This is a genomic window from Pseudomonas sp. (genome assembly GCF_032058845.1).
Lineage (GTDB): Bacteria > Pseudomonadota > Gammaproteobacteria > Pseudomonadales > Pseudomonadaceae > Aquipseudomonas.
Genome location: NZ_DAMCCR010000069.1, coordinates 1 through 23,190, shown reverse-complemented (window position 1 = coordinate 23,190; position 23,190 = coordinate 1). Strand labels below are relative to the sequence as shown.

At 66.2% G+C, this 23,190-nt stretch carries 20 protein-coding genes and 1 pseudogene; 10 read left to right on the top strand and 11 right to left on the bottom strand.

Translation table 11 applies throughout. From position 1 onward, the window contains the following. Positions 1–7: 7 nt before the first annotated feature. From hslV to gshB, 8 genes are all read right to left on the bottom strand, one after another. On the bottom strand, positions 8–538 hold the full coding sequence (hslV, locus tag RT028_RS13970) for an ATP-dependent protease subunit HslV (RefSeq protein WP_312935701.1): 531 nt from the start codon (positions 536–538) through the stop codon (positions 8–10). 512 nt (positions 539–1,050) lie between these two features. Further along, positions 1,051–2,322 carry a dihydroorotase gene (locus RT028_RS13965; RefSeq protein ID WP_312935700.1) on the bottom strand — a complete coding sequence of 424 codons (1,272 nt, stop codon included), beginning with the start codon at positions 2,320–2,322 and terminating at the stop codon, positions 1,051–1,053. Between the two features lie 91 nt (positions 2,323–2,413). Next, a complete protein-coding gene (locus tag RT028_RS13960; protein WP_312935698.1) occupies positions 2,414–3,418 on the bottom strand; it encodes an aspartate carbamoyltransferase catalytic subunit in 1,005 nt (334 codons plus the stop codon). A 10-nt stretch (positions 3,419–3,428) separates the two neighbouring features. Then, on the bottom strand, positions 3,429–3,947 hold the full coding sequence (pyrR, locus tag RT028_RS13955) for a bifunctional pyr operon transcriptional regulator/uracil phosphoribosyltransferase PyrR (RefSeq protein WP_312935696.1): 519 nt from the start codon (positions 3,945–3,947) through the stop codon (positions 3,429–3,431). A 45-nt stretch (positions 3,948–3,992) separates the two neighbouring features. Beyond that, positions 3,993–4,418: a Holliday junction resolvase RuvX gene (gene ruvX / locus RT028_RS13950; RefSeq protein ID WP_312935694.1), complete on the bottom strand. Its 426-nt coding sequence runs from the start codon at positions 4,416–4,418 to the stop codon at positions 3,993–3,995. Next, the gene (locus RT028_RS13945; protein WP_312935693.1) at positions 4,418–4,987 is read right to left on the bottom strand and encodes a YqgE/AlgH family protein; all 570 of its coding nucleotides are present in this window, start codon (positions 4,985–4,987) and stop codon (positions 4,418–4,420) included. Before RT028_RS13945 ends, ruvX begins: the two co-directional genes overlap by 1 nt. 61 nt (positions 4,988–5,048) lie before the next feature. Continuing rightward, on the bottom strand, positions 5,049–5,948 hold the full coding sequence (locus RT028_RS13940; protein ID WP_312935691.1) for an energy transducer TonB: 900 nt from the start codon (positions 5,946–5,948) through the stop codon (positions 5,049–5,051). A 91-nt stretch (positions 5,949–6,039) separates the two neighbouring features. Next, positions 6,040–6,993, bottom strand: coding sequence for a glutathione synthase (gene gshB, locus RT028_RS13935; RefSeq protein ID WP_312935690.1), 954 nt, complete (start codon positions 6,991–6,993; stop codon positions 6,040–6,042). A 225-nt stretch (positions 6,994–7,218) separates the two neighbouring features. Here gshB and RT028_RS13930 point away from each other — a divergent pair, with 225 nt between their 5' ends. The 7 genes from RT028_RS13930 to trhA are packed head-to-tail and all read left to right on the top strand — an operon-like array spanning position 7,219 to position 16,796. Continuing rightward, the gene (locus RT028_RS13930; RefSeq protein ID WP_312935689.1) at positions 7,219–7,620 is read left to right on the top strand and encodes a response regulator; all 402 of its coding nucleotides are present in this window, start codon (positions 7,219–7,221) and stop codon (positions 7,618–7,620) included. A gap of 46 nt (positions 7,621–7,666) precedes the next feature. Then, on the top strand, positions 7,667–8,032 hold the full coding sequence (gene pilH / locus RT028_RS13925) for a twitching motility response regulator PilH (protein WP_312935687.1): 366 nt from the start codon (positions 7,667–7,669) through the stop codon (positions 8,030–8,032). Next, a complete protein-coding gene (locus tag RT028_RS13920) occupies positions 8,029–8,601 on the top strand; it encodes a chemotaxis protein CheW (protein WP_312935685.1) in 573 nt (190 codons plus the stop codon). The genes pilH and RT028_RS13920 overlap by 4 nt, the downstream gene beginning before the upstream one ends. Positions 8,602–8,648: 47 nt before the next feature. After that, the gene (locus tag RT028_RS13915; RefSeq protein WP_312935702.1) at positions 8,649–10,673 is read left to right on the top strand and encodes a methyl-accepting chemotaxis protein; all 2,025 of its coding nucleotides are present in this window, start codon (positions 8,649–8,651) and stop codon (positions 10,671–10,673) included. Positions 10,674–10,683: 10 nt separating this feature from the next. Then, the gene (locus tag RT028_RS13910; protein ID WP_312935683.1) at positions 10,684–15,651 is read left to right on the top strand and encodes an Hpt domain-containing protein; all 4,968 of its coding nucleotides are present in this window, start codon (positions 10,684–10,686) and stop codon (positions 15,649–15,651) included. A gap of 29 nt (positions 15,652–15,680) precedes the next feature. After that, a complete protein-coding gene (locus RT028_RS13905; RefSeq protein WP_312935682.1) occupies positions 15,681–16,139 on the top strand; it encodes a chemotaxis protein CheW in 459 nt (152 codons plus the stop codon). Positions 16,140–16,178: 39 nt separating this feature from the next. Further along, the gene (gene trhA, locus RT028_RS13900; RefSeq protein ID WP_312935680.1) at positions 16,179–16,796 is read left to right on the top strand and encodes a PAQR family membrane homeostasis protein TrhA; all 618 of its coding nucleotides are present in this window, start codon (positions 16,179–16,181) and stop codon (positions 16,794–16,796) included. 126 nt (positions 16,797–16,922) lie between these two features. On the opposite strand, the gene RT028_RS13895 is transcribed toward trhA, so the two are convergent. Further along, complete coding sequence (locus RT028_RS13895; protein WP_312935678.1) at positions 16,923–17,642, bottom strand: 16S rRNA (uracil(1498)-N(3))-methyltransferase; 720 nt, start codon at positions 17,640–17,642, stop codon at positions 16,923–16,925. 171 nt (positions 17,643–17,813) lie between these two features. Then, entirely contained in the window at positions 17,814–19,220 is a 1,407-nt protein-coding gene (locus tag RT028_RS13890; protein ID WP_312935676.1) for an adenosylmethionine--8-amino-7-oxononanoate transaminase, read from the bottom strand. Positions 19,221–19,403: 183 nt separating this feature from the next. Here RT028_RS13890 and RT028_RS13885 point away from each other — a divergent pair, with 183 nt between their 5' ends. From RT028_RS13885 to RT028_RS13875, 3 genes are all read left to right on the top strand, one after another. Continuing rightward, on the top strand, positions 19,404–21,299 hold the full coding sequence (locus RT028_RS13885) for a flavin monoamine oxidase family protein (protein ID WP_312935674.1): 1,896 nt from the start codon (positions 19,404–19,406) through the stop codon (positions 21,297–21,299). A gap of 209 nt (positions 21,300–21,508) precedes the next feature. Further along, positions 21,509–22,060, top strand: coding sequence for a cytochrome b (locus tag RT028_RS13880; RefSeq protein ID WP_312935673.1), 552 nt, complete (start codon positions 21,509–21,511; stop codon positions 22,058–22,060). 35 nt (positions 22,061–22,095) lie between these two features. Further along, positions 22,096–22,674 carry a YceI family protein gene (locus RT028_RS13875; RefSeq protein ID WP_312935671.1) on the top strand — a complete coding sequence of 193 codons (579 nt, stop codon included), beginning with the start codon at positions 22,096–22,098 and terminating at the stop codon, positions 22,672–22,674. Between the two features lie 298 nt (positions 22,675–22,972). On the opposite strand, the pseudogene RT028_RS13870 reads toward RT028_RS13875, so the two are convergent. After that, positions 22,973–23,190 (bottom strand): annotated as a pseudogene (locus RT028_RS13870) (DEAD/DEAH box helicase); the annotation flags it as partial.

The following is a 23,190-nucleotide window of genomic DNA, read 5'->3' as shown; positions in this document are numbered from 1 at the left end:
CAGCTGATCACTCGGCCAGGTCCTGCTCCTCGATGGTCAGGTTGTGGTTGGTGAATACGCAGATGTCGCCGGCGATGTGCAGTGCGCTTTCGGCGATCTCGCGAGCGCCCAGGTCGGTCTTGTTCAACAAGGCGCGCGCAGCGGCCTGGGCGAACGCACCCCCGGAACCCATGGCGATCAGGCCGTCTTCGGGTTCGACCACGTCACCGTTGCCAGTGATGATCAGCGAGGCGTCTTTGTTCGCCACGGCGAGCATGGCTTCCAGGCGGCTGAGGGAGCGGTCGGTCCGCCACTCCTTGGCCAGCTCCACGGCAGCGCGGATCAGGTGACCCTGGTGTTTCTCGAGCTGACCTTCAAAACGCTCGAAAAGGGTGAAGGCATCGGCAGTGGCGCCCGCGAAGCCTGCGATCACCTGGCCGTGGTACAGGCGACGGACCTTCTTGGCGTTGCCTTTCATCACGGTATTGCCGAGGGACACCTGGCCGTCGCCAGCCATGACGACTTTACCGTGGCGGCGAACTGAAACGATGGTAGTCAAGGGGACGTCTCCATGCAGCGGGGGCGAAAATGCCTGATGGAAACTGATATGGGGGTGGGGGGAAGGATTTCAACCTGTGGGCGGACAGTCGGGTGCAAGCGCGGGATCAAGTTCCTGGGCGCGAGAAATGGTGTTTCTCAGGCAACACGCCGGCCAACGGCGAATACGGTGCCGGTGAGCGTCTTTGAGCGAGCGTCAACAGGCCGCCGCTCAATGCCTGCCGTATGAAAGATGCAACCTCGGGTTTTCGATGCGGCGCAGTGCCTGAAGCGGGCCGGCCGCGCCGGCCATCGCGGCTAACCGGAGCGCCGGACCGGCCGCTCCCACAGGGCGGAGCCAGACGATAGTGTTTTGATAGAGCCTGCGATCCGAAAGGAGCATGCCATCCGTGTGGGAGCGACTTTAGTCGCGATGGCCGGCAAAGCCGGCCTGCTCCTTTAACCGAGGTCCATGGAGGGCACGCAGTTCATCAAGTGAACCGCCTTCGGCGACCACGGCGAACCGTCAGGTCATCACCCCTCGTGACACACCCGCCCATCCACCACCGTGTACCGCACCGCCCCTGGCAGGCAGTGCCCGACGAACGGGCAGTTCTGACCCCGGGAATACCATTGCTCACCGGCCACCGTCGAGGCCTGCGCATCGAACAGCACCACGTCGGCTGCCGCGCCCACGGACAGCTCACCGGCCGGCAAGCGCAGGGCCTGGGCCGGGCCGCTGCTGAGGCGGGCGAGCAGGGTGGGCAGGTCGAGCAGGCCATCTTCAACCAGCGTCATGGCCAGCGGCAGCAGCAGTTCGACGCTGCTGATACCTGGCTCGGTCGCGCCGAACGGCGCCAGCTTGGCGTCGCGCTCGTGGGGTTGGTGGTGGCTGGAAATCGCCTGAATCACGCCGGCCTTGACCGCCGCGCGCAGTCCATCGCGATCAGCCGCGGTGCGCAGCGGCGGCTGGACGTGGTAAAGGCTGGAGAAATCGCGCAGCGCCTCGTCGGTGAGGATCAGCTGGTACAGGGCAACGTCTGCCGTCACCGGCAGACCGCGAGCCTGGGCCTGGGCGATCAGTTCGGCGCCGCGGGCGCTGGTGATCTGGCTGAAGTGCGCGCGCACGCCGGTTTGTTCCACCAGCAGCAGGTTGCGCGCCAGCGCCACGGTTTCTGCCGTTTCCGGAATGCCCGGCAGGCCGAGGAAACTGGCCATCGGGCCTTCGTGGGCCAGGCCGCCCTGGGCCAGGTCACGGTCCTGGGAGTGGATCACCACGCTCAGGTCGAAGGTGGCGGCGTAGTCGAGCGCGCGGGCCAGCGTGCGGTTGCTGGCCAGCTCGTTCAGGCCGTTGCCGAAGGCCACGCACCCGGTGTCGCGCAGGGCGACCAGCTCGGCCAGTTGCTCACCTTCCAGGCCGCGGGTCAGCGCGCCGATGGGGTAGACCTTGGCATTGCCGGCATCGCGGGCGCGGTCCAGCACCAGTTCGGCAACGGCCGAGGTATCGAGCACTGGGCGGGTCTGTGGCGGGCAGCACAGGCTGGTCACGCCACCGGCGACGGCGGCGCGGGTTTCGCTGGCGATGGTGCCTTTACGGCTGTAGCCCGGTTCGCGCAGCGCCACGGACAGGTCTACCAGGCCCGGCGCGGCCACCAGGCCCTCAGCCTGAACGGTGCGACTGGCGGTGAAGCCGGCCGGCGCAACGCCAATGGCGACGATGCGTCCGGCGTCGATGTGCAGGTCGCTGACCTGGTCCAGGCCGCTGCTTGGGTCGATCAGGCGGGCGCCAAGAATACTGAGGCTCACAGAGCGTTCTCCTGGTCGAGTTGACGTGGGGTGTTGTGCCCGCTGATGGCCGTCGGTGGCACGGCAATACGGCCGATGAACTGGCTGAGGCTCACTGTGCAGGCTCCTGGTCGAGTTGACGTTGCGTATTCTGCCCGCTCATGGCCATCGACAGCACGGCCATGCGTACGGCGATGCCGTAGGTGACCTGATTGAGAATCACCGAGTGGCTGCCGTCAGCCACCGCCGATTCGATCTCCACGCCGCGGTTGATCGGCCCCGGGTGCATGACGATGGCGTCAGGCTTGGCGCCGGCCAGGCGCGCGGTGGTCAGGCCGAACAGGCGATAGAACTCGCCCTCGCTCGGGAGCAGGCCGCCGGTCATGCGCTCGCGTTGCAGGCGCAGCATGATCACCACGTCGACGTCTTTCAGGCCTTCGCTGAGGTCGGTGTAGACCTTCACACCGTACTGCTCGATGCCGATCGGGATCAGGGTTTTCGGGCCGATCACACGGATGTCCGGGCAGCCCAGCGCCTTCAGCGCGAGCATGTCCGAGCGGGCCACGCGCGAATGCAGGATGTCGCCGACGATGGCCACCGACAGGTTCTCGAAGCTGCCCTTGTGGCGGCGAATGGTGAGCATGTCGAGCATGCCCTGGGTCGGGTGCGCGTGGCGCCCGTCGCCGCCGTTGATCACCGCCACCTCGGGGCAGACGTGCTCGGCGATGAAGTGCGCAGCGCCCGAGTCGGAGTGGCGCACCACGAACATGTCTGCCGCCATGGCCTCCAGGTTGCGCAGGGTGTCGAACAGCGTCTCGCCCTTGCTGGTGGAGGAGGTCGAGACGTTCAGGCTGATCACGTCGGCCGACAGCCGCTGGGCGGCCAGCTCGAAGGTGGTACGCGTGCGCGTGGAGTTCTCGAAGAACACATTGCACACGGTCTTGCCGCGCAGCAGCGGCACCTTTTTCACGGCTCGCGCGCCGACTTCGAGGAACGAGTCGGCGGTGTCGAGGATTTCGGTCAGCAGGTCGCGGGGCAGGCCATCCAGGGACAGAAAATGGCGCAGCTGGCCCTGGTCGTTGAGCTGCAGCGGGCGCTTGGCGTCGAGTGGCGTCATCGGGGGGCTCTTAAAGGGCGGAAGCGGTGGCGAGGTCCTGGCGCTCGAGGGCGAGCGGGGCGGGGCCGGTCAGTTTGATGCGTTGCTCGGCCGCCAGCGATAGCGTGGCGCCCAGCACGTGGGGGCGGATCGGCAGTTCGCCGGCGTCCAGGTCGAGCAGGCAGACCAGCGTCACGCTGGCTGGGCGACCGTAGTCGAACAGCTCGTTGAGGGCGGCGCGGATGGTACGCCCGCTCATCAGCACGTCATCGATCAGCACCAGGTGCTGGCCTTCGATCTCGAACGGTAGCTCCGAAGGGCGCACCTGTGGGTGCAAGCCGTTCTGGCTGAAGTCATCGCGGTAGAACGACACGTCCAGGGTGCCCAGGGGGCTGTCGTCGCCCAGTGCCTTTTGCAGCGCCTGGGCCACCCACACGCCACCGGTACGGATGCCGATGAAGCGCGGCTCGCTGATGTCACGGCGGGTGAGGTGGGCGCGTAGGTCGGTGGCCATCTGCCGGATCAGCGCGGCAGGATCGGGAAGGCTCATTGCGGACTCCTTGGCGGGTGCCGGCCTTGGCCGGCGGCAAAGCGGTTAGGTATTGGCCTCCAGCCAGCCCTGCAGCAGCAGGGCTGCGGCAATGGCATCGACCGGGTTGTCGCGGTAACTGCCGCGCTGACCACCGCGGGCCAGGCGCTCGCCTTTGGCCTCGAAGGTGGTCAGGCGCTCGTCATGGGTGTGCACGGGCAGGTTGAAGCGGCCGTTCAGGCGCCGGGCGAATTTCTCGGCGCGGGCGCTCATCTCGCTGGGCGTGCCGTCCATGTTCAGTGGCAAGCCGACGACGATGGCGTCGGGTTTCCATTCAGCGACCAGCTTTTCGACCTGGGTCCAGTCAGGCACGCCGTTCTGCGCCTTGAGCGTGCACAGCTCGCGGGCCTGACCGGTGATGACCTGGCCGACCGCAACGCCGATCTGCTTGGTGCCGTAATCGAAGCCGAGCAACAGACGCAGCTCGGCCATCAGGCGTGGCCCGCCTGGCTGGTGAGCAGGCTGAGGGTGACGCCCAGGCTGGCGGCTGCGGCTTCAAGGCGCTGCTCGCTGGGCGTGGCGAAGAGGATGTCGGCGTTGAACGGGCAGTTGAGCCAGGCGTTGTCCGCCAACTCTTCTTCCAGCTGGCCGGCCTCCCAGCCCGCGTAGCCCAGGGTGATCAGGCTCTGCTGCGGGCCGGTGCCGGCGGCGATGGCGAACAGCACGTCCTGGGAGGTGCTGAGCGACAGGCCGGGCAGCTCGACGGTGGCCTGATAGCTGCACTCGGGGCTGTGCAGCACGAAGCCGCGATCGGTCTGCACCGGGCCGCCCAGGTAGATCGGCACCTGCAAGGTGGACAGCGGCGCCTCGTCATCGGGGCGCAGCTGTTCGAGGATATCCGCCAGGTTGAGGTCCTGCGGGCGATTCACCACCAGGCCCATCGCGCCGTTGGCGTTGTGCTCGACGATGTAGGTCAGGGTCTGCGCAAAGTTCGGGTCGGCCATGTGCGGCATGGCGATCAGGAACTGATGCTTGAGGTAAGTCGGCGTGTGCATTTTCATGGTCGCTAGTGTGGCGTCAGGTCGGGGTACTGACAAGCGAATCGCCCGTCGTATGCCGTGGTTAATTACTCGAAAGTCGATCCCCACGGGCAAAACGCCAGGTACGGACGATTTCCAGTCGGTCGAATTCAGCCAGGTCCCCGGTAAAGGGGGCGAACGGCGCCGACATGCGCACGATGCGCTGGGCGGCCTGGTCGAGCAATGGCTGCCCCGATGACTCGAGCACCAGCACCTCGTGCAGCGAGCCGTCGCGGTTGATCGACACCATCAGCCGCAGGCTGCCGTAGAGCTTCTGGCTGCGGGCCTCTTCGGGGTAGTTGAGATTGCCGATGCGCTCGATCTTCTTGCGCCAGTCTTCCTTGTACCAGGCGCCTTTGTCGCGGGCCGTGGACGCGGCATTGAGGCGATGAATGCGCGGGCGCTTGGCGTACAGCTGCTGCTCCTGGGACAACTCGGCTTCCAGGCTGGCGATCTGGCTGGACAGCTGCGAGCTGTCGAACGCCGGGGCTGGCGCCACGGGCTTGGGCTGCGGTTTGCTGGGCGCGGGTCTGGACTCGACCTTCTGCGCCTTGGGCGCCTTGGTGCTGACCACCGCCTTGGCGGGCTGCGGCGGCACTTCAGGGCGGGCGGCCGGTGGCGGGGTGATCTTGTTGACCTTGCTGTCCTGGAACGGCGCTACTTCGGTGGTGGTGGGCACCGCTTTCTTTTCCAGGGTGCCGCTGCCTTGCTGGTCGTCCTGGGCCAGGAAATCGGCCTTTTCCGGCGCCTTCTCGCTCTTGAAGGTCGAGAGGGTGAAGTCCATGGTGTGCCGGATCTGCGTAGGCGTGCTGACACTGAAGCCGACCCCGAGGATCAGCGCAAGGTGCAGCAGGGTGGCCAGGAACAGGGTAAAGCCCAGGCGGTCCGCCGGGCGAACGCGTGGCGGCAGCAGGTCGGTGGGAATGTCGGCAGACAGCGTCATCAAATATCCAGCAGTTGCGCAACGCGGCAGTGGGGCGATGAAAAACGACCGGCATCATACCCCACTGTGCGTCACTGCCGCGCGCAGGTGCTCAACGGGCGTCGAGCTGGCGGGCGATGGCGTCCATCAACTGGCCACCGATATCGGTGTTGAACGCCGCGTCGATTTCACGGATGCAGGTCGGGCTGGTGACGTTGATTTCGGTCAGGCTGTCGCCAATCACGTCCAGGCCGACGAACAACAGGCCTTTCTCGCGCAGGGTCGGGCCGATCTGGGCGGCGATCCAGCGGTCGCGTTCGGTCAGCGGCCGCGCTTCGCCACGGCCACCGGCGGCCAGGTTGCCGCGGGTTTCGCCGCTGGCCGGAATGCGCGCCAGGCAGTACGGTACCGGCTCGCCGTCGATCATCAGGATGCGTTTGTCGCCGTCGACGATGGCCGGCAGGTAGGCCTGCGCCATGATCTGCTGCTTGCCATGCTGGGTCAGGGTTTCAAGGATCACCGAAAGATTCGGGTCGCCCTGGCGATGACGGAACACCGAGGCGCCGCCCATGCCGTCGAGGGGCTTGAGGATGACGTCGCCATGGGTGGCGGCGAACTGGCGGATGATGTCGGCGCGGCGGCTCACCAGGGTGGGCGCGGTGCACTGCGGGAACAGCGTGGCGAACAGTTTTTCGTTGCAGTCGCGCAGGCTCTGCGGGCGGTTGACCACCAGCACGCCGTCACGCTCGGCCTGCTCCAGCAGGTAAGTGCTGTAGACGAACTCCATGTCGAAGGGCGGGTCCTTGCGCATCAGCAGCACGTCGAGCTCGGCCAGTGCGCTGTCCTGCTCGTCGCCCAGCTCGAACCAGCGCGCCGGGTCGGCGAATACCTTCAACGGGCGCATGCGCGCGCGGGCCTTGCCTTCACCCTGGTAGAGGTCGGCCTGCTCCATGTAGAACAGGCTCCAGCCGCGAGCCTGGGCGGCGAGCAGCATGGCCAGCGAACTGTCCTTCTTGTAGGAGATGGACGCGATGGGGTCCATGACAATCCCGAGGCGAACGCTCATGGGGTAGTTCCTCTTGCGGCACACGGGCCGTGATGGTTCGTGAAAAGTGGCTCAGGGTGGCGCTGCACGCGCGCTCGGTCAAGGGGCGGGCAGATGGAACGGGCTCCCGGAGTATGCTAAAAATGCCGCACAGCATCCTGCCGCCAGCGCTGCGCTGCGAGCCCGTCAGTGGCTCGGTCGCAAGGCCTGCCGGCCTCTTAGCGAGCCGCCACGGTAGTACGACTTATGGAACAACCCCTGAAGGTGATGGTGATCGACGATTCACGCACGATCCGCCGCACTGCCCAGTTGTTGCTCGGCGAGGCCGGTTGCGAGGTGATCACTGCCAGCGACGGCTTCGATGCCCTGGCCAAGATCGTCGACCACCAGCCGCAGATCATCTTCGTCGACGTGCTCATGCCGCGCCTGGATGGCTACCAGACATGCGCGGTGATCAAGCAGAACAGCGCCTACAAGGACATCCCGGTGATCCTGCTGTCGTCACGCGATGGCGTCTTCGACAAGGCGCGCGGGCGCGTCGTGGGCTCTGACCAGTTCCTCACCAAGCCTTTCAGCAAACAAGCGCTGCTCGACGCCATCCGCGCCCATGTGCCGGCCTTCGTCGAGCAGCCACAACACGCCTCCTGAGGCCGCCGAACATGGCGGCCTCGCACGTTCCACACGGGGAAACAGCATGGCCCGAGTTCTGATTGTCGACGATTCGCCCACCGAGATGTACAAGCTCACCGACTGGCTGGAACAGCACGGCCACCAGGTGATCAAGGCCAACAACGGTGCCGATGGCGTGGCCCTGGCCCGCCAGGAAAAGCCCGATGTGGTCCTGATGGACATCGTCATGCCTGGCATGAACGGCTTCCAGGCCACCCGCCAGCTGAGCAAGGACCCGGAAACCTGCAACATTCCGGTGGTGGTGGTCACTACCAAGGACCAGGAAACCGACCGTATCTGGGCGACCCGCCAGGGCGCGAAGGCCTTTCTCACCAAGCCGGTGGACGAAGCGGCACTGCTCAGCATCGTCGACCACGTGCTGCGGGCTTGACCACCCGGCCCCAGGGCGCGTCGCTGACGGCCTTCGAGCTGCTGCTGGACATCGACCGGCGTTGCCGCCTGCTGGTGGCCGACCAGCCCTTCGATGACAGCCCCCTGCAAGACTGGAGCGGCATCGGCTTTCGCATCGGCGGGCAGTGGTTCGTCGCGCCCATGGGCGAGGTCGCCGAGGTGCTGCGCGAGCCCCGCAGCAGCCGCGTGCCGGGTGTGCGGCCGTGGGTGGTGGGCGTGGCCAACCTGCGTGGGCGGCTGCTGCCGGTGATGGACCTGTCGACGTTTCTTGGCCTTGGCCCGGTGGCTGCTGGCAAGCAGCGGCGGGTGATGGTGCTCGATCACGACGACCTGTTCGTCGGCCTGCTGGTCGACGAGGTCCTGGGCCTGCAGCACTTCCCCCTCGGCAGCTTGCAACTGGCGCCGCCGCAGCCGCTGCTGCGCAGTGCTGCGCGTTTCGTGCAGGGGCACTTTCCCGGCGAACCCGACGTGCCCGGCGAGCGCACCTGGGCGATTTTCAGCCCGTTCACCCTGGCCCAGGCGCCAGGTTTCATCGACGTGGCGTTGTAGAGGATGCCTTCGTGAGCAAGTCCCCCCCGGGCGTCAGCCCACCGCCGATGACTCAGCGCACGCGCAGCAGTGCGCAGATCACCGTCATGTTCGTGGTGCTGATCCTGTCGATCATTCTGCTGTTCGCCAATTTCGCCTACCTCAACACGCAGTCGACCTATGACAAGCAGTACATCGGCCATGCCGGCGAGCTGCGCGTGTTGTCCCAGCGCATCGCCAAGAACGCCACGGAAGCGGCGTCGGGCAAGGCGCTGGCGTTCAAGCTGCTGGCCGATGCGCGCAACGATTTCGAGCGCCGCTGGGGCTACCTGCGCCACGGCGATCACGCCACCGGCCTGCCGGCCGCGCCCGCCGCCGTGCGCGAGGAAATGGCAGCCGTGCACCAGGACTGGGAGAGTCTGCGGCGCAACACGGACGCGATCGTGTCCAGCGAGCAGACCGTGCTGTCGCTGCACCAGGTGGCCGCGACCCTGGCCGAGACCGTGCCGCAACTGCAGGTCGAGTACGAAAAGGTCGTGGAAATCCTCCTCAAGCGCGGCGCCCCGGCCAGCCAGGTGGCCGTCGCCCAGCGCCAGCTGCTGTTGGCCGAGCGCATTCTCGGGTCGGTGAACACGGTGCTGGCCGGGGATGCCACCACGGCGCAGGCCGCGGCCACCTTTGGCCGCGATGCCAACCGCTTTGGCCAGGTGCTGCAGGGCATGCTCGAGGGCAATGCCGATCTGCAGATCAGCCGCGTCGAAGATGCCGATGCGCGCACGCGCCTGGCGGAAATTGCCGAGCTGTTCCAGTTCGTGGCAGGGTCGGTGGACGAAATCATCGAGACCTCCCCCGAACTGCTGCGCGTGCGCGAGGCTGCCGGGAACATTTTCAGCGGCTCGCAGACCCTGCTGGATGAGGCCTCGCACCTGGCCAACAGCTTCGAGAATCTTGCCACCGGGCGCACCGCCTACACCCTCGGCGGCTATGCCCTGGGCCTGCTGGCGCTGGCCTCGATCATTCTCATCGGCTCGATCATGGTGCGTGCCACGCGCCGCCAGTTGCGCGACACCGCGCAGAAAAACGAGCGCAATCAGCAGGCCATCATGCGCCTGCTCGATGAAATCGAAGAACTGGCCGACGGCGACCTGACCGTGACCGTGTCGGTCACCGAAGATTTCACCGGGGCCATCGCCGACTCCATCAATTACTCGGTGGATCAGCTGCGTGACCTGGTGACCACCATCAACCACAGCGCCGAGCAGGTCGCGGCGGCCGTGCAGGACACACAGAACACCGCCCGCCAGTTGGCCAAGGCCTCCGAGCACCAGGCCGAGCAGATCAGCGAGGCCTCGGTGGCGGTGGGCGACATGGTCGAGTCGATCGACCGCGTGTCGAGCCATGCCTATGAATCGGCCAAGGTGGCCGAGCGCTCGGTGGCCATCGCCAACAAGGGCAACGAGGTGGTGCACAACACCATTCAGGGCATGGACAACATCCGCGAGCAGATTCAGGACACGGCCAAGCGCATCAAGCGCCTGGGTGAGTCGTCCCAGGAGATCGGCGATATCGTCAGCCTGATCGACGACATTGCCGAGCAGACCAACATCCTCGCCCTCAACGCCGCCATTCAGGCCTCGCTGGCCGGCGAGGCCGGGCGCGGCTTTGCCGTGGTCGCCGACGAGGTGCAGCGCCTGGCCGAGCGTTCGTCCTCGGCCACGCGGCAGATCGAGGCGCTGGTGCGCACCATCCAGACCGACACCAACGAAGCGGTGATCTCCATGGAACAGACCACTGCCGAAGTGGTGCGCGGCGCACGCCTGGCGCAGGACGCCGGGGTGTCGCTGGCCGAAATCGAGGGCGTGTCGCAAACCCTGGCCGAGCTGATTCTGAGCATCTCCGACGCCGCCCAGCTGCAAACGTCGTCGGCGGGGCAGATTTCCCACACCATGTCGGTCATCCAGCAGATCACCGCGCAGACCTCGGCCGGCTCCGGGGCCACCGCGGACAGCATTCGCCACCTGGCCCGCATGGCCAGCGAAATGCGCCGCTCGGTCTCCGGTTTCACCTTGCCCGAGAACGCGGCGCAGCCATGAGGAGGCACCCATGGCAGCGGCCACGATAGCCCTGGAACGCCACGACACCGTCGCCCTGGCCTGGACCAAGACGGCCATTCTCGACTGCCTGGGCAGCGCGCGCCAAGCGCTGGAAACCTTCGCCCGTGAGCCTGCTGACGCGGCGCCGATGACGTTGTTCAGCGACGCCCTGCATCAGGTCAACGGCTGCCTGAATCTGCTCGAGCTGCGCGGCGCGGCGCATCTGGCCGAAGAAATGGAGTTGTTGGGCGCGGCCCTGGCTGCCAGTGCCGAGGCGCCCAAGGGTGAGTGCCTGGGGGCGCTGTTTCGCGGTCTGGAGCAACTGCCGGCCTACCTGGATCGGCTGCGCGGCGCGCGCCACGACCTGCCCCTGGTGATGCTGCCGCTGCTCAACCAGTTGCGTCACTGTCGCGGCCTGGAGCCGCTGGCCCAGGAAAGCCTGCTGACCGGCACCGGCGAACGCCCGAGCGCTGCGGCCGACCTGGCCGACCTCGACCTGTCGCTGGGCACCTGGCGCGAGCATCTGCAGGCCGGCCACGGCCATGACGCGCTGCGTTCGGTGGTGATCGCGCTGTGCGATGACCTGATGCGCATCAAGGAGCGGCTCGACCACTTCGTGCGCAGCGACCGGCATGACCGCGAGCAGCTCGATGCGGTGCTCACGCCCTTGCGGCAGATCGCCAATACCCTGGCCGTGCTGGGCTTCCAGCAGCCGCGCCGGGTGATCATCGATCAGGTGCTGGCCTTGCAAGGCGTCAGCGAGCACCTGCGCGTGGTCGACGACGCGCTGCTGATGGACGTGGCCGGCGCGCTGCTGTACGTCGAGGCCACGCTCAACGGCATGGTCGGCCCGCTGCAAGACAACGATCCGGCCAGCCTGCCAGGCTCCGATGTGCTGGAGATCCGCCAGCAAGTGTTGAACGAGTCGTTGTCGGTGGTGCAGCAGGTCAAGGAGCTGATCGAGGATTGTCTGGTCAGCGACTGGTCCTGGCAGCGCCTGCAAGGCTTGCCTGGCTTGCTGCAGCAGGTGCGCGGGGCGCTGAGCATGCTCATGCTGCCCGCCGCTGCCGAGGTGTTTGCCGGCTGCGCAGCGTACGTGCAGGGCTGGCTGGGGCAGTTGCCGCAGCCTCCTGAACAGCAGGCGCTGACGCACTTTGCCGATGCGTTGTGCGCCGCAGAATGCTACCTGCAGTGGCGCGTCGCCGACCCTTTGGCCGACGCGGGGCCGTGGCTCGATCAGGCCTGCAGGCACCTGGCGCAGTTGGGTGTGCAGTGCCCGCGTGAAGCCACGCAGGCGGAACACACGGCCTCTGCCGATGGCATCGACGAGGAGCTGCGCGAGGTCTTTCTGGAGGAGGCCGCTGACTTGCTGCAGGCCATCGAGCGCGAATGGCAGCGCTGGTGCGCCGATCACACCGCGCGCGAGGCGCTGATCGACCTGCGCCGCGCCTTGCACACGCTCAAGGGCAGCGGGCGGATGGTCCAGGCCGAAGCGTTGGCAGCGCTGGCCTGGGGTGCCGAACACCTGCTCAACCGCGCGCTGGAAGGGCGCATCGAGTTGGGCCCTGCGTGTCAGGTGGCGTTGCAACAGGTGTTCGTGCGCCTGCCTGACCTGCTGGCGGATGTGGCGGCCGGTCATGCACCGGTCTCGCCTGACATCCAGACCCTGGCAGACCACCTGCATGCCCTGGCCAGCGCGCGGGTGGCGGCGGGCGACGTCGACGGCCTCGACCCGCGCCTGCTGAGCATCTTCGCCAGCGAAGCGGCGGGCCACGTGAAGGCTGTCGAAGATTTTCTGCACAGCGCCGCTGGTGCTCCGAGCAAGGTCAGCGATGGCCTGCAACGCGCGCTGCACACCTTGAAGGGCAGCGCGGCCATGGCTGGCGTGCTGCCGGTGGCCGAGCTGGCCACCGCGCTGGACCGCCTGGCACGTGAATGCCAGGCCCACGACCTGCTGCTGCAGGTTGCAGATCTGGAACACCTGCAAGCCGCCTGCGCGCTGCTGCAGGCGGCGTTGGCACACGTCGAGCAAGCGCCGTTGCAGCCCCTGCGTGGCGCCGGCGAGCTCATCGAACAGGTGCAGCAGAGCGTCGATGCGCGCCTGGCCAGCCTCCAGGCCGACGCCCAGGTGCCACAGCGCCGCGCGCGTGATCCCGAGGCCACCGGACGCTTTCTGAGCGAGGCCATGGACCACCTGCAGGACGCTGAAACGCTGCTGGCCCGTTGGCAGGCGCAGCCGGCGCAGCGCGATGCACTCGATGCACTGCTCGACGAACTGACCGCGCTGGGCCATGCGGCGCACCTGGCCGATCTGTGGGTGCTGGACGAGCTGTGCGAGGCCCTGCTGGATCTGCTCGGCGCGGTGGAAGAGGGTAGCCTGGCGCCCACTTCGCGCGTGTTCGTCCTGGTGGAAGAGGCCCATGCCGCGCTGCTGGACATGCTCGACGAGCTGGCTGCCGGGCAGGAGGTGACTGGCCGCAGCGCGTTGCTGGCGGACTTGCACGGTGCCCTGCAAGACGCGCTGGACCCGTCCAGCCTGGGTGTAGTGAGCGCGCAAGGGGTCCGGACGTTGACCCAGGACGAGGGACTGGCCCATGAGCCTGCGCCTGAGGTCGTGAAGGTGTCGCACGTCGCAGAGCTTTCAGACAGTTCAGACGCTGCAGACCTTCCCGCTGTGGACGACACCCGGGATGACAGCGCCCTGCTGGAGGTCTTCCTCGAAGAAAGCTCGGACATCGTCGAAAGCGCCGCCACGGCCCTGGCGCGCTGGCAGGCCGAGCCGCGCAATACCGCCGAAGCCGAAACCCTGCTGCGCGACCTGCACACCCTCAAGGGCGGTGCACGCATGGTGCAGATCAGCGCCATCGGTGACCTCGCGCACGAGCTGGAGTTTCTCTACGAACTGCTCGCCGCCGGTCGCCTGCCGCCGAGCGCCGCGCTGTTCAGCCTGCTGCAGAACTGCCACGACCGCCTGGCGCACATGCTCGACGCCGTACGCCTGGGCCAGCCGCTGCATGCTGCCACGGCATTGATCGACTACATTCGCAACTTCTCCAGCGCCGCGCTCAATGACAGCGCCTCTGCTGCCGCGCCCACCGAACCGCCGCCTGTGGAGGCGCCCGCCGCGGTCCACGAGCGCGCCGCCGGCGACATGGTCAAGGTCGATGCCGAGCTGCTCGACGAGCTGGGCAATCTGGCCAGCGAGCATTCGATCCTGCGTGGGCGCATCGAGCAGCAGGTCAACGACGGCCAGTTCGCCCTGGTGGAGATGGAGACCACCCTTGAGCGCATGCGCGATCAGTTGCTGCGCCTGGACAACGAAACCCAGAGCGGCATCCTCAGCCGGCACCCCGCCGAGGGCGACGCGTACGAAGATTTCGACCCGCTGGAAATGGACCGCCACTCGCAGCTGCAACAGCTGTCGCGGGCGCTGTTCGAGTCGGCTTCGGACTTGCTCGACCTCAAGGAAACCCTTGGCCAGCGCGCCCAGCTCACCCATGGCCTGCTGCAGCAGCAGGCGCGGATCAACAGCCAGTTGCAGGAAGGCCTGACCGCCACCCTGATGGTGCCCTTCGAGCGCCTGGTGCCGCGCCTGCAGCGGGTGGTGCGCCAGGTGGCCAGCGAGCTGGGCAAGCAGGTGGAACTGGTGGTGGGCAATGCCGAGGGCGAGCTGGACCGCAGCGTGCTCGAACGCATGGTCGCGCCGCTGGAACACATGCTGCGCAACGCGGTGGACCACGGCCTGGAAACCGGCGCAGCGCGGCGTGCCGTGGGCAAGCCCGAGCAGGGCACGATCCACCTCAACCTGCTGCACGAGGGCGCCGATATCGTCATCGAGATGAGCGACGACGGCGACGGCGTGCCACTCGACGCGGTGCGCAAGAAAGCCATCAAGCGCGGCCTGCTCGATCCGCAGGCCACCCTCAGTGATCACGAAGTGTTGCAGTTCATCTTGCGCCCGGGCTTCTCCACCGCCGAGAAGATCACGCAGATCTCCGGGCGCGGGTTGGGCATGGACGTGGTGCATGAAGAGGTCAAGCAGCTCGGTGGCTCGATGAGCATCGAGTCCAGCCCGGGCAAGGGGGCGCGTTTTCTGATTCGGCTGCCGTTCACCGTGTCGGTGAACCGGGCGCTGATGGTGCACCTGGGCGATGAGCAGTATGCCATCGGGCTGAACACCATCGAGGGCGTGGTGCGCGTGCCGCCGGCAGAGCTGGACGCCTGTTATCAGCTCGATCCGCCGCGCTACACCTATGCCGGGTTCACCTATGACCTGCGCTACCTCGGCGGGCTGCTGCAAGGTGCGGCGCGGCCCGGCCTGCTGGGCCTGAGCGTGCCACTGCCTGTGCTGCTGGTGCATTCGCAGGAGCAGTCGTTCGCCATTCAGGTCGACGGCCTGTCGGCCAGCCGCGAGATCGTGGTCAAGAGCCTCGGCCCGCAGTTTGCCGCGGTCCCAGGCTTGGCCGGCGCGACCTTGCTGGGTGATGGCCGTGTGGTGTTGATTCTCGACCTGCTCGGGCAGTTGCGCGGCCAGCAGCGGCGCATGGCGCGTCTGCCCTCGGCGGGCCGCAGCACGGCGGCACTGCCAGGCGCTGCGGCCAAGCGCTCGCGGCTGGTGATGGTGGTGGACGATTCGGTCACGGTGCGCAAGGTCACCAGCCGCCTGCTGGAGCGCCATGGAATGAGCGTGCTGACGGCCAAGGATGGCGTCGACGCCATGACCTTGCTGCACGAACATCGGCCCGACGTGCTGCTGCTGGACATCGAGATGCCGCGCATGGACGGCTTCGAGGTGGCGACACGCATTCGTGCCGACGAGCGTCTCCAGGACCTGCCCATCATCATGATCACCTCGCGCAGTGGCCAGAAGCACCGCGACCGCGCCATGGCCATCGGCGTCAACGAGTACCTGGGCAAGCCGTATCAGGAATCGGTGCTGCTGCAGAGCATTGCCCATTGGAGTCCGCGCCATGCATGAACTCAACCCTGTCCACTGGAGCCCCGCGCATGCTTGAACACATCGTTGGCCAGCGCAGCAGCCTCACCGGGCTGTTGCTGCCCTTGGGCGACCGCACGCTGGTCCTGCCCAACGTGGCGGTGGCCGAGTTGGTGGGGCAGCGTCGGCTGATGTGTGAACAAGGGTCGCTGGACTGGCACATGGGCTGGCTCGACTGGCGCCAGCATCGTCTGCCCCTGATCGGTTTCGAGGCCGCCTGTGGCGGACATACCCCGTGCGGTGAACGTGCGCGGATCGTGGTGCTCAATGCACTGGGCGACACCGGCCTGCGTTATCTGGCGCTGCTGCTGCAGGGCATACCGCGCTCGTGCAAGCTCGACAGCCAGCTCAATTATGTCGACGTACCCTTGGCGTCGCTGGAACTGGCTGCCGTTCAAGTGGCCGAACAGGTGGTACGCGTGCCGGACCTGGCCGGGCTTGAGCGGCTGGTGCGCGACGCGCAGTTGTAGAGGTCACACCCCAATCGGCTTCGGGAGGATGTTCGTTGCATGTATTACGGTGAACGTTTCAATGCCTGGACCCACCTGGTCGGCGCCCTGCTGGCCGCGCTGGGGGCGATCTGGCTGATCATCGCCGCCGGCTTTCAGGGCGACCCGTGGAAGATCGTCAGTTTCTCCATCTATGGCTTCACGCTGATCCTGCTGTACAGCATTTCGACCCTGTACCACAGCACCCGCGGGCGGGCGAAGGTGATCATGCGCAAGCTCGATCACCTCTCCATCTACCTGCTGATCGCCGGTAGCTACACGCCGTTCTGCCTGGTCAGCCTGCGTGGGCCGTGGGGCTGGAGCCTGTTCGGCGTGGTCTGGGGGCTGGCACTGATCGGCATGCTGCAGGAAATCAAGCCGCGTTCCGAAGCGCGGGTGATGTCGATCGTGATCTATGCGCTGATGGGCTGGATCGTCCTGGTGGCCGTCAAGCCACTGCTCGCGACCCTCGGTACGGCGGGCTTTGCCTGGCTGGCGGCCGGTGGCGTGTTCTACACGGTTGGGATCATCTTCTTCGCCCTGGACCGGCGTCTGCGCCACGGGCATGGCATCTGGCACCTGTTCGTGATCGCCGGCAGCCTGCTGCATTTCATCGCGATCTTTTTCTACGTTCGCTGAGCGGCGGCGGATAACGGCCTGGCCAGGCCGGCGCTCACCCTAGAGTGCCGGACCGGCCACTCCAGACAGGTGCACAGGCTGTGGAATCCACGGGGTCTGGTTGGCGTCAGGCTTGGCCGGCGAGGATCAGAAATCGCCCCACAACTGCTGCGCCACCGCCAGTGCCACCACTGGCGCGGTCTCGGTGCGCAGCACCCGTGGGCCGAGGCGGGCGGCGTGGAAGCCGACGCGGCTGGCCTGCTCGACCTCGCTGTCGTTCAAGCCGCCCTCGGGGCCGATCAGGAAGGCCAGGCGGGCCGGCCTGGCGTGGCCTGTCAACGGTTCTGCCACCGGATGCAGCACCAGCTTGAGGTCGGCGTCGGTGCTGGCGAGCCAGTCGCCCAGTGTTTGCGGCGGATGGATCAGTGGCAGGGTGGAACGGCCGCATTGCTCGCAGGCGCTGATCGCCACCTGACGCCAGTGCGCCAGGCGCTTGTCGGCACGCTCGTCCTTGAGGCGCACTTCGCAGCGCTCGCTGATGATCGGGGTGATCTCGTTGACGCCCAGCTCGGTGGCCTTCTGGATCGCCCAGTCCATCCGCTCGCCGCGGGACAAGCCTTGGCCCAGGTGCACCTGCAGCGCTGAATCCGGCTGGCCGGGCAGTGCCTGATCAAGGCTTACCCGCACAGTTTTCTTGCCCACTTCGAGCAGTTGGCCGAGAAATTCCTGACCACTGCCATCGAACAGCTGCACGGCGTCGCCGACCGCCATGCGCAGCACGCGGCCGATGTAATGGGCCTGCGCTTCGGGCAGCGCGTGCTCGCCGAGGGAAAGGGGGGCATCGATGAAAAAACGGGACAGTCGCATGGTCTGGCTCTGTTGAAGGAATTTCAGGTCTCGGCTGGCGCGGGGCTTGGGCTTTGCGGTTCACCCCTGCCCGCGTCGGTGCTCACTGTGCGGGATCGGCCAGTGAGCCGTCGAGCTCGTCCTCGCCCTGCAAGGCGCCAAGTGAACGCGGCGCAGGGCGGTGGCAGCGCATCAACCCGGATCGCGGAAATCGGGATGGAAATCAGCCGGCACGGCCACGCTGACGCTGTCGCGTGTGGCGATGTCGATGCCTTCGCTGGCCACCTCGGCGAGGAAGTCAATCTGCTCCGGGGTAATCACATACGGTGGCAGGAAATACACCACGCTGCCCAGTGGCCTGAGCAGTGCACCGCGGCTCAAGGCGTGCTCGAAGACCTTCATGCCGCGCCGTTCCTGCCAGGGGTAACCGGCCTTGGTGGATTTGTCCTGGACCATCTCGATGGCCAGGGCCATGCCCGTCTGGCGGATCTCCCCGACATGGGCGTGGTCGGCCAGGTGCGCCGTGGCGCTGGCCATGCGGCTGGCCAGGGCCTTGTTGGCCTCGATCACGTTGTCTTGCTCGAAGATGTCCAGGGTGGCCAGGGCCGCCGCGCAGGCCAGCGGGTTGCCGGTGTAGCTGTGCGAATGGAGGAAGGCGCGCAAGGTCGGGTAGTCGTCGTAGAACGCCTGGTACACCGTGTCGGTGGTCAGGCACGCGGCCAGCGGCAGGTAGCCACCGGTGAGGGCCTTGGACAAACACAGGAAATCCGGGCGGATGCCCGCCTGTTCGCAGGCGAACATCGTGCCGGTGCGGCCGAAGCCGACGGCGATTTCGTCATGGATCAGGTGCACGTCATAGCGGTCGCAGGCTTCGCGCAGCAGCTTGAGGTACACCGGGTGGTACATGCGCATGCCGCCGGCACCCTGGATCAACGGCTCGACGATCACCGCGCTGATGGTGGCGTGGTGCTCGGCCAGGGTCTGCTCCATGGCGGCGAACATCGTCCGCGAATGGTCTTCCCAGCTGACCCCTTCGGGGCGGTGGAAGCAGTCCGGGCTGGGCACCTTGAGGGTGTCGAGCAACAGCGCCTTGTAGGTTTCGGTGAACAGCGGCACATCGCCCACCGACATCGCGGCGATGGTTTCGCCGTGATAGCTGTTGGTCAGGGTCACGAAGCGCTTTTTCTGCGGCTTACCGGTGTTGTGCCAGTAGTGGAAGCTCATCTTCAGCGCCACTTCGATGCACGACGAGCCGTTGTCGGCGTAGAACACCCGGTCCAGGCCGGCGGGCGTCAGCGCGACCAACCGCTCGGACAGCTCGATCACCGGCTGGTGGCTGAAGCCTGCCAGGATCACGTGCTCGAGCTGATCGACCTGGTCCTTGATGCGCTGGCCGATGCGCGGGTTGGCATGGCCGAACACGTTGACCCACCAGGAGCTGACCGCATCGAGGTAACGCTTGCCCTCGAAGTCCTCGAGCCACACGCCTTCACCGCGCTTGATCGGGATCAGCGGCACGTGCTCGTGGTCTTTCATCTGGGTGCAGGGGTGCCACAGGACCTCGAGGTCGCGTTGCATCCACTGTTGGTTGAGCCCCATGGGCGGTTCTCCTGGCGGTAAGGCGTGTAAGAGCGCGTAAGCCTAAGAGAACAAGGCCGTAGGAACAACCCGCTAGCAGCGCTGGCAGGGCAGGCAGGGCTCACGTATTCTAGGCGGCTCTCTACGAGGGGGCAGTCCGCGCCCTCGCTTCTTCACGTTTTTTCTGATCTGGAGTCTGCCTCGATGGCTGCTGCTTGGGTGCGCGTGTGCGCGGTGATCATGATTGGCCTGTCCAGCACCGCTGCGCAGGCGCAGGGCAAGACCCCGACGGCGATCGTCGTCGGTGGCGGCCTGGCCGGCCTGACGGCGGCCTACGAGCTGCAAAGCAAGGGCTGGCAGGTGACCCTGCTGGAGGCCAAGGCCAGCGTGGGCGGGCGTTCGGGCCTGGCGACCAGCGAGTGGATCGGCAACGACAAAGTCCAGCCAGCGCTCAACCATTATCTGCAGCAGTTCAAGTTGCAGACACTGCCGGCGCCGGAGTTCGTGCGCACCCCGGGCTACCTGATCGACGGCGATTATTTCAGCGAAGCGGACCTGGCGCTCAAGCAGCCGGCCACTGCCGAGGCGATGAAACGCTACGAGAAGACCGTCGATGACCTGGCGCGCTCGATCGATGATCCGCTCAACCCGGCCGCCAACAGCACACTGTTCGCCCTGGATCAGATCAACGTCGCCAACTGGCTCGACCGCCTGCAACTGCCGACCACCGCACGCCAGCTGATCAATCAGGAAATCCGCAGCCGCTACGACGAACCGTCGCGCCTGTCGTTGCTGTATTTCGCGCAGCAGAACCGGGTGTATCGCGGCGTCGATGACCGCGACCGTCGTGCCGCGCGCCTGCCCGGTGGCAGCCCGGTGCTGGCCCAGGCCTTCGTCAAGCAGGTCAAGACCATCAAGACCGATGCGCCGGTCACCTCCATCGTGCAGGACAAGAACGGCGTCACCGTCAAGGCCGGCAGCGTCGGCTATACGGCGGATTACCTGGTGATGGCCGTGCCACTGCGTGCGCTTTCCAAGATCCAGATGACCCCGGCCCTGGACAACCAGCACATGGCGGCCATCAAGGGCACCAACTACGGTTGGCGCGACCAGATCCTGCTGAAGTTCAAGCAGCCGGTGTGGGAAAGCCGCGCGCGGATGTCCGGTGAAATCTTCAGCAACGCCGGGCTGGGCATGCTGTGGATCGAGCCGGCGCTCAAAGGTGGCGCCAACGTGGTGATCAACCTGTCGGGCGATAACGCGCGCCTGCTGCAAGCCTTTGGCGACAAGCAGATGGTCGACCAGGTGTTGATTCGCCTGCACGCCTTCTACCCCAAGGCACGTGGGGCCTTTACCGGTTACGAGGTGCGTCGTTACAGCACCGACGCAGGCACCGGCGGATCCTACCTGGCTTACGGCCCGGGGCAGATCAGCAAGTACTGGCGCCTGTGGGAGCGGCCCGTGCAGCGTGTGACCTTTGCCGGTGAGCATACCGATGCGCTCTACCCTGGCACCCTCGAAGGCGCACTGCGCAGCGGCCAGCGTGCGGCCAGCCAAGTGCAGGACCTGGCAGCTGGCAAGTCGTTCGAGCCGGTCAAGGCCGTGGCAACCACGGCAGCAGCAGCCGGTGCAGCGGGTGCTGTGGCAGTGAAGAAGCCGGGCTTCTTCGCCAATCTGTTCGGTGGTGGCGACAAGGCCGACAAGGTCCCGGCTGCGCCTGAGAGCAACGCGCAACCGGCAGCCACCGAACCGGCCAAGCCTGGCTTCTTCTCGCGCCTGTTCGGCCGTGGCGAGCAGCCGGCGGCAAAACCTGCCGAGGTGAGCAAGCCTGTCGAGCCTGCACCGGCGCCTGCGCCAGAAGCGGCCCCGGCGCCGGTGCCGGCCGTTATCCCGCCGGCACCGGTCAAGCCCGCCGCCGCCAAACCTGCCGCTGCAAAGCCTGCGGCCAGCAAGGCGCCAGCGCACAAGGCTCAGCCAGCGCACAAGCCTGCCAAGGCAGCGCCGGCCAAGAAGCCTGTGCAGCCGGCTCAAAAGAAACCGGCTGCAAAAGCTGCCCCGGCCAAGCAGCCCGCAGCAGCCGACAAGGCCAGCGGCAACTGACCTTCACGCCCACGCCTGCACGGTATCGTGCAGTCGCGGGCCGTGCTGAACACCCGTGTTAAAAAACCGTCTAGGGTTAACGTTTCCTTAATGGTTCGTGCTGAGAATTACCATCGGCTAATTCGATATATCGCAGCAGTTTTTTCCGCTTTTACCCGATACGTTACGCGGTAATCTTGGCACAGCTCTTCACGGGGAATCACAGCATCATGCAACTGCGCAATTCATCTTCTCGCTACGGTGCGGTCAGCATCGCGCTGCACTGGGGTGTGGCGTTGACGGTCTTCAGCCTGTTCGGGCTGGGGTTGTGGATGGTCGGACTGGACTATTACGACCCCTGGCGCAAGGCCGGCCCCGACCTGCACAAGAGCATCGGCCTGGTGCTGCTGGCCGTGATGACCCTGCGCGTGCTGTGGCGCTTGATCAGCCCACCGCCGCCTGCGCCGGCCAGCCATGGGCGGTTGACGCGGGTAGCGGCTACCCTTGGCCACCTGGGGTTGTACGCAGGCCTGTTCGCCGTGATGCTCGCCGGCTACCTGATCTCCACCGCCGATGGCGTTGGCATCCCGGTCTTCAATCTGTTCGAAGTACCGGCACTGGTCAGCAACCTGCCCGACCAGGCCGATCTCGCCGGCGAGGTTCACTATTACCTGGCCTGGGGGTTGGTGATCTTCGCCGGCCTGCATGGCCTGGCAGCACTCAAGCACCATTTCATCGACCGCGATGCGACCCTGCTGCGAATGCTTGGCCGCAAAGCTTGAATCACCCACTCAATTGCAACGGAAGGAATCAAAGGATGTTGAAAAAGACCTTTGCCGCATTGGCGCTCGGTACTGCCCTGTTCGCTGCGGGCCAGGCGATGGCCGCTGACTACACGATCGACAAGGAAGGCCAGCACGCGTTCGTCGACTGGAAAATCAGCCACCTGGGTTACAGCTTCATTCACGGCACGTTCAAAGACTTCGACGGATCGTTCAGCTGGGACAGCGCCAAGCCGGAAGCGAGCAAGATCAGCGTTGACCTGAAAACCGCAAGCCTCTGGTCCAACCACGCCGAGCGTGACAAGCACATCGCCAGCGCCGACTTCCTCGACGTGAAGAAATACCCGGACGCCAAGTTCGTTTCCACCGCCGTGAAATCCACTGGCGAGAAAACGGCCGACGTGACTGGCGACCTGACGATGCATGGCGTCACCAAGCCAGTGACCTTCAAGGCAACCTTCAACGGCGAAGGCAAAGACCCGTGGGGCGGCGAGCGTGCCGGCTTCAATGCCACCACCACGCTGAACCTGAGCGACTTTGGCATCAAGGGCCCAGGCCCGACTTCGCAGACCCTCGACCTGGACATCAGCCTCGAAGGCACGAAGAACAAGTAATGCCTAAGGCGGCATGACAGCGGCTGCTCAAGGCCGCTGTTCGACGCAAAAAACCGATGCCAGTAATGGCATCGGTTTTTTTATGACCCCGTTCGCGAAACGGCCTTTTCAGCCGACTGCAAGGACGCGCACTGACACGCCGGGGCGAGTGAACGAGCCTGGCAGGGTACGATGCTGTGCGATGAACAGAAACGCCGCATGCCCGTGATGAGCATGCGGCGTTTCAGTAGGCTTCAACGACATCGACGAGCAATCGGTTAGCTCGATAGCCCTGAAGCGCATCACCGTTCGGCGGCGATCAATCGCCCTTGCGGGTCAGCAATGCCGGGCGTTCGCCACGCGGGCGGCTCGGTACGTCTTCGAGCTGCTCGGGGGTTGGGTAGCGATCGAGCTTGGATTCCTTGCGGATGATCACCGGCTGGTTCTGCGGCTCACGCGGGCTGCGCACGGCAGGTTCCTGGCGAGGGGCATCGTCGCGACGGGCGCGGCCACCACCGCCGTCACGGCGCGCGCCGC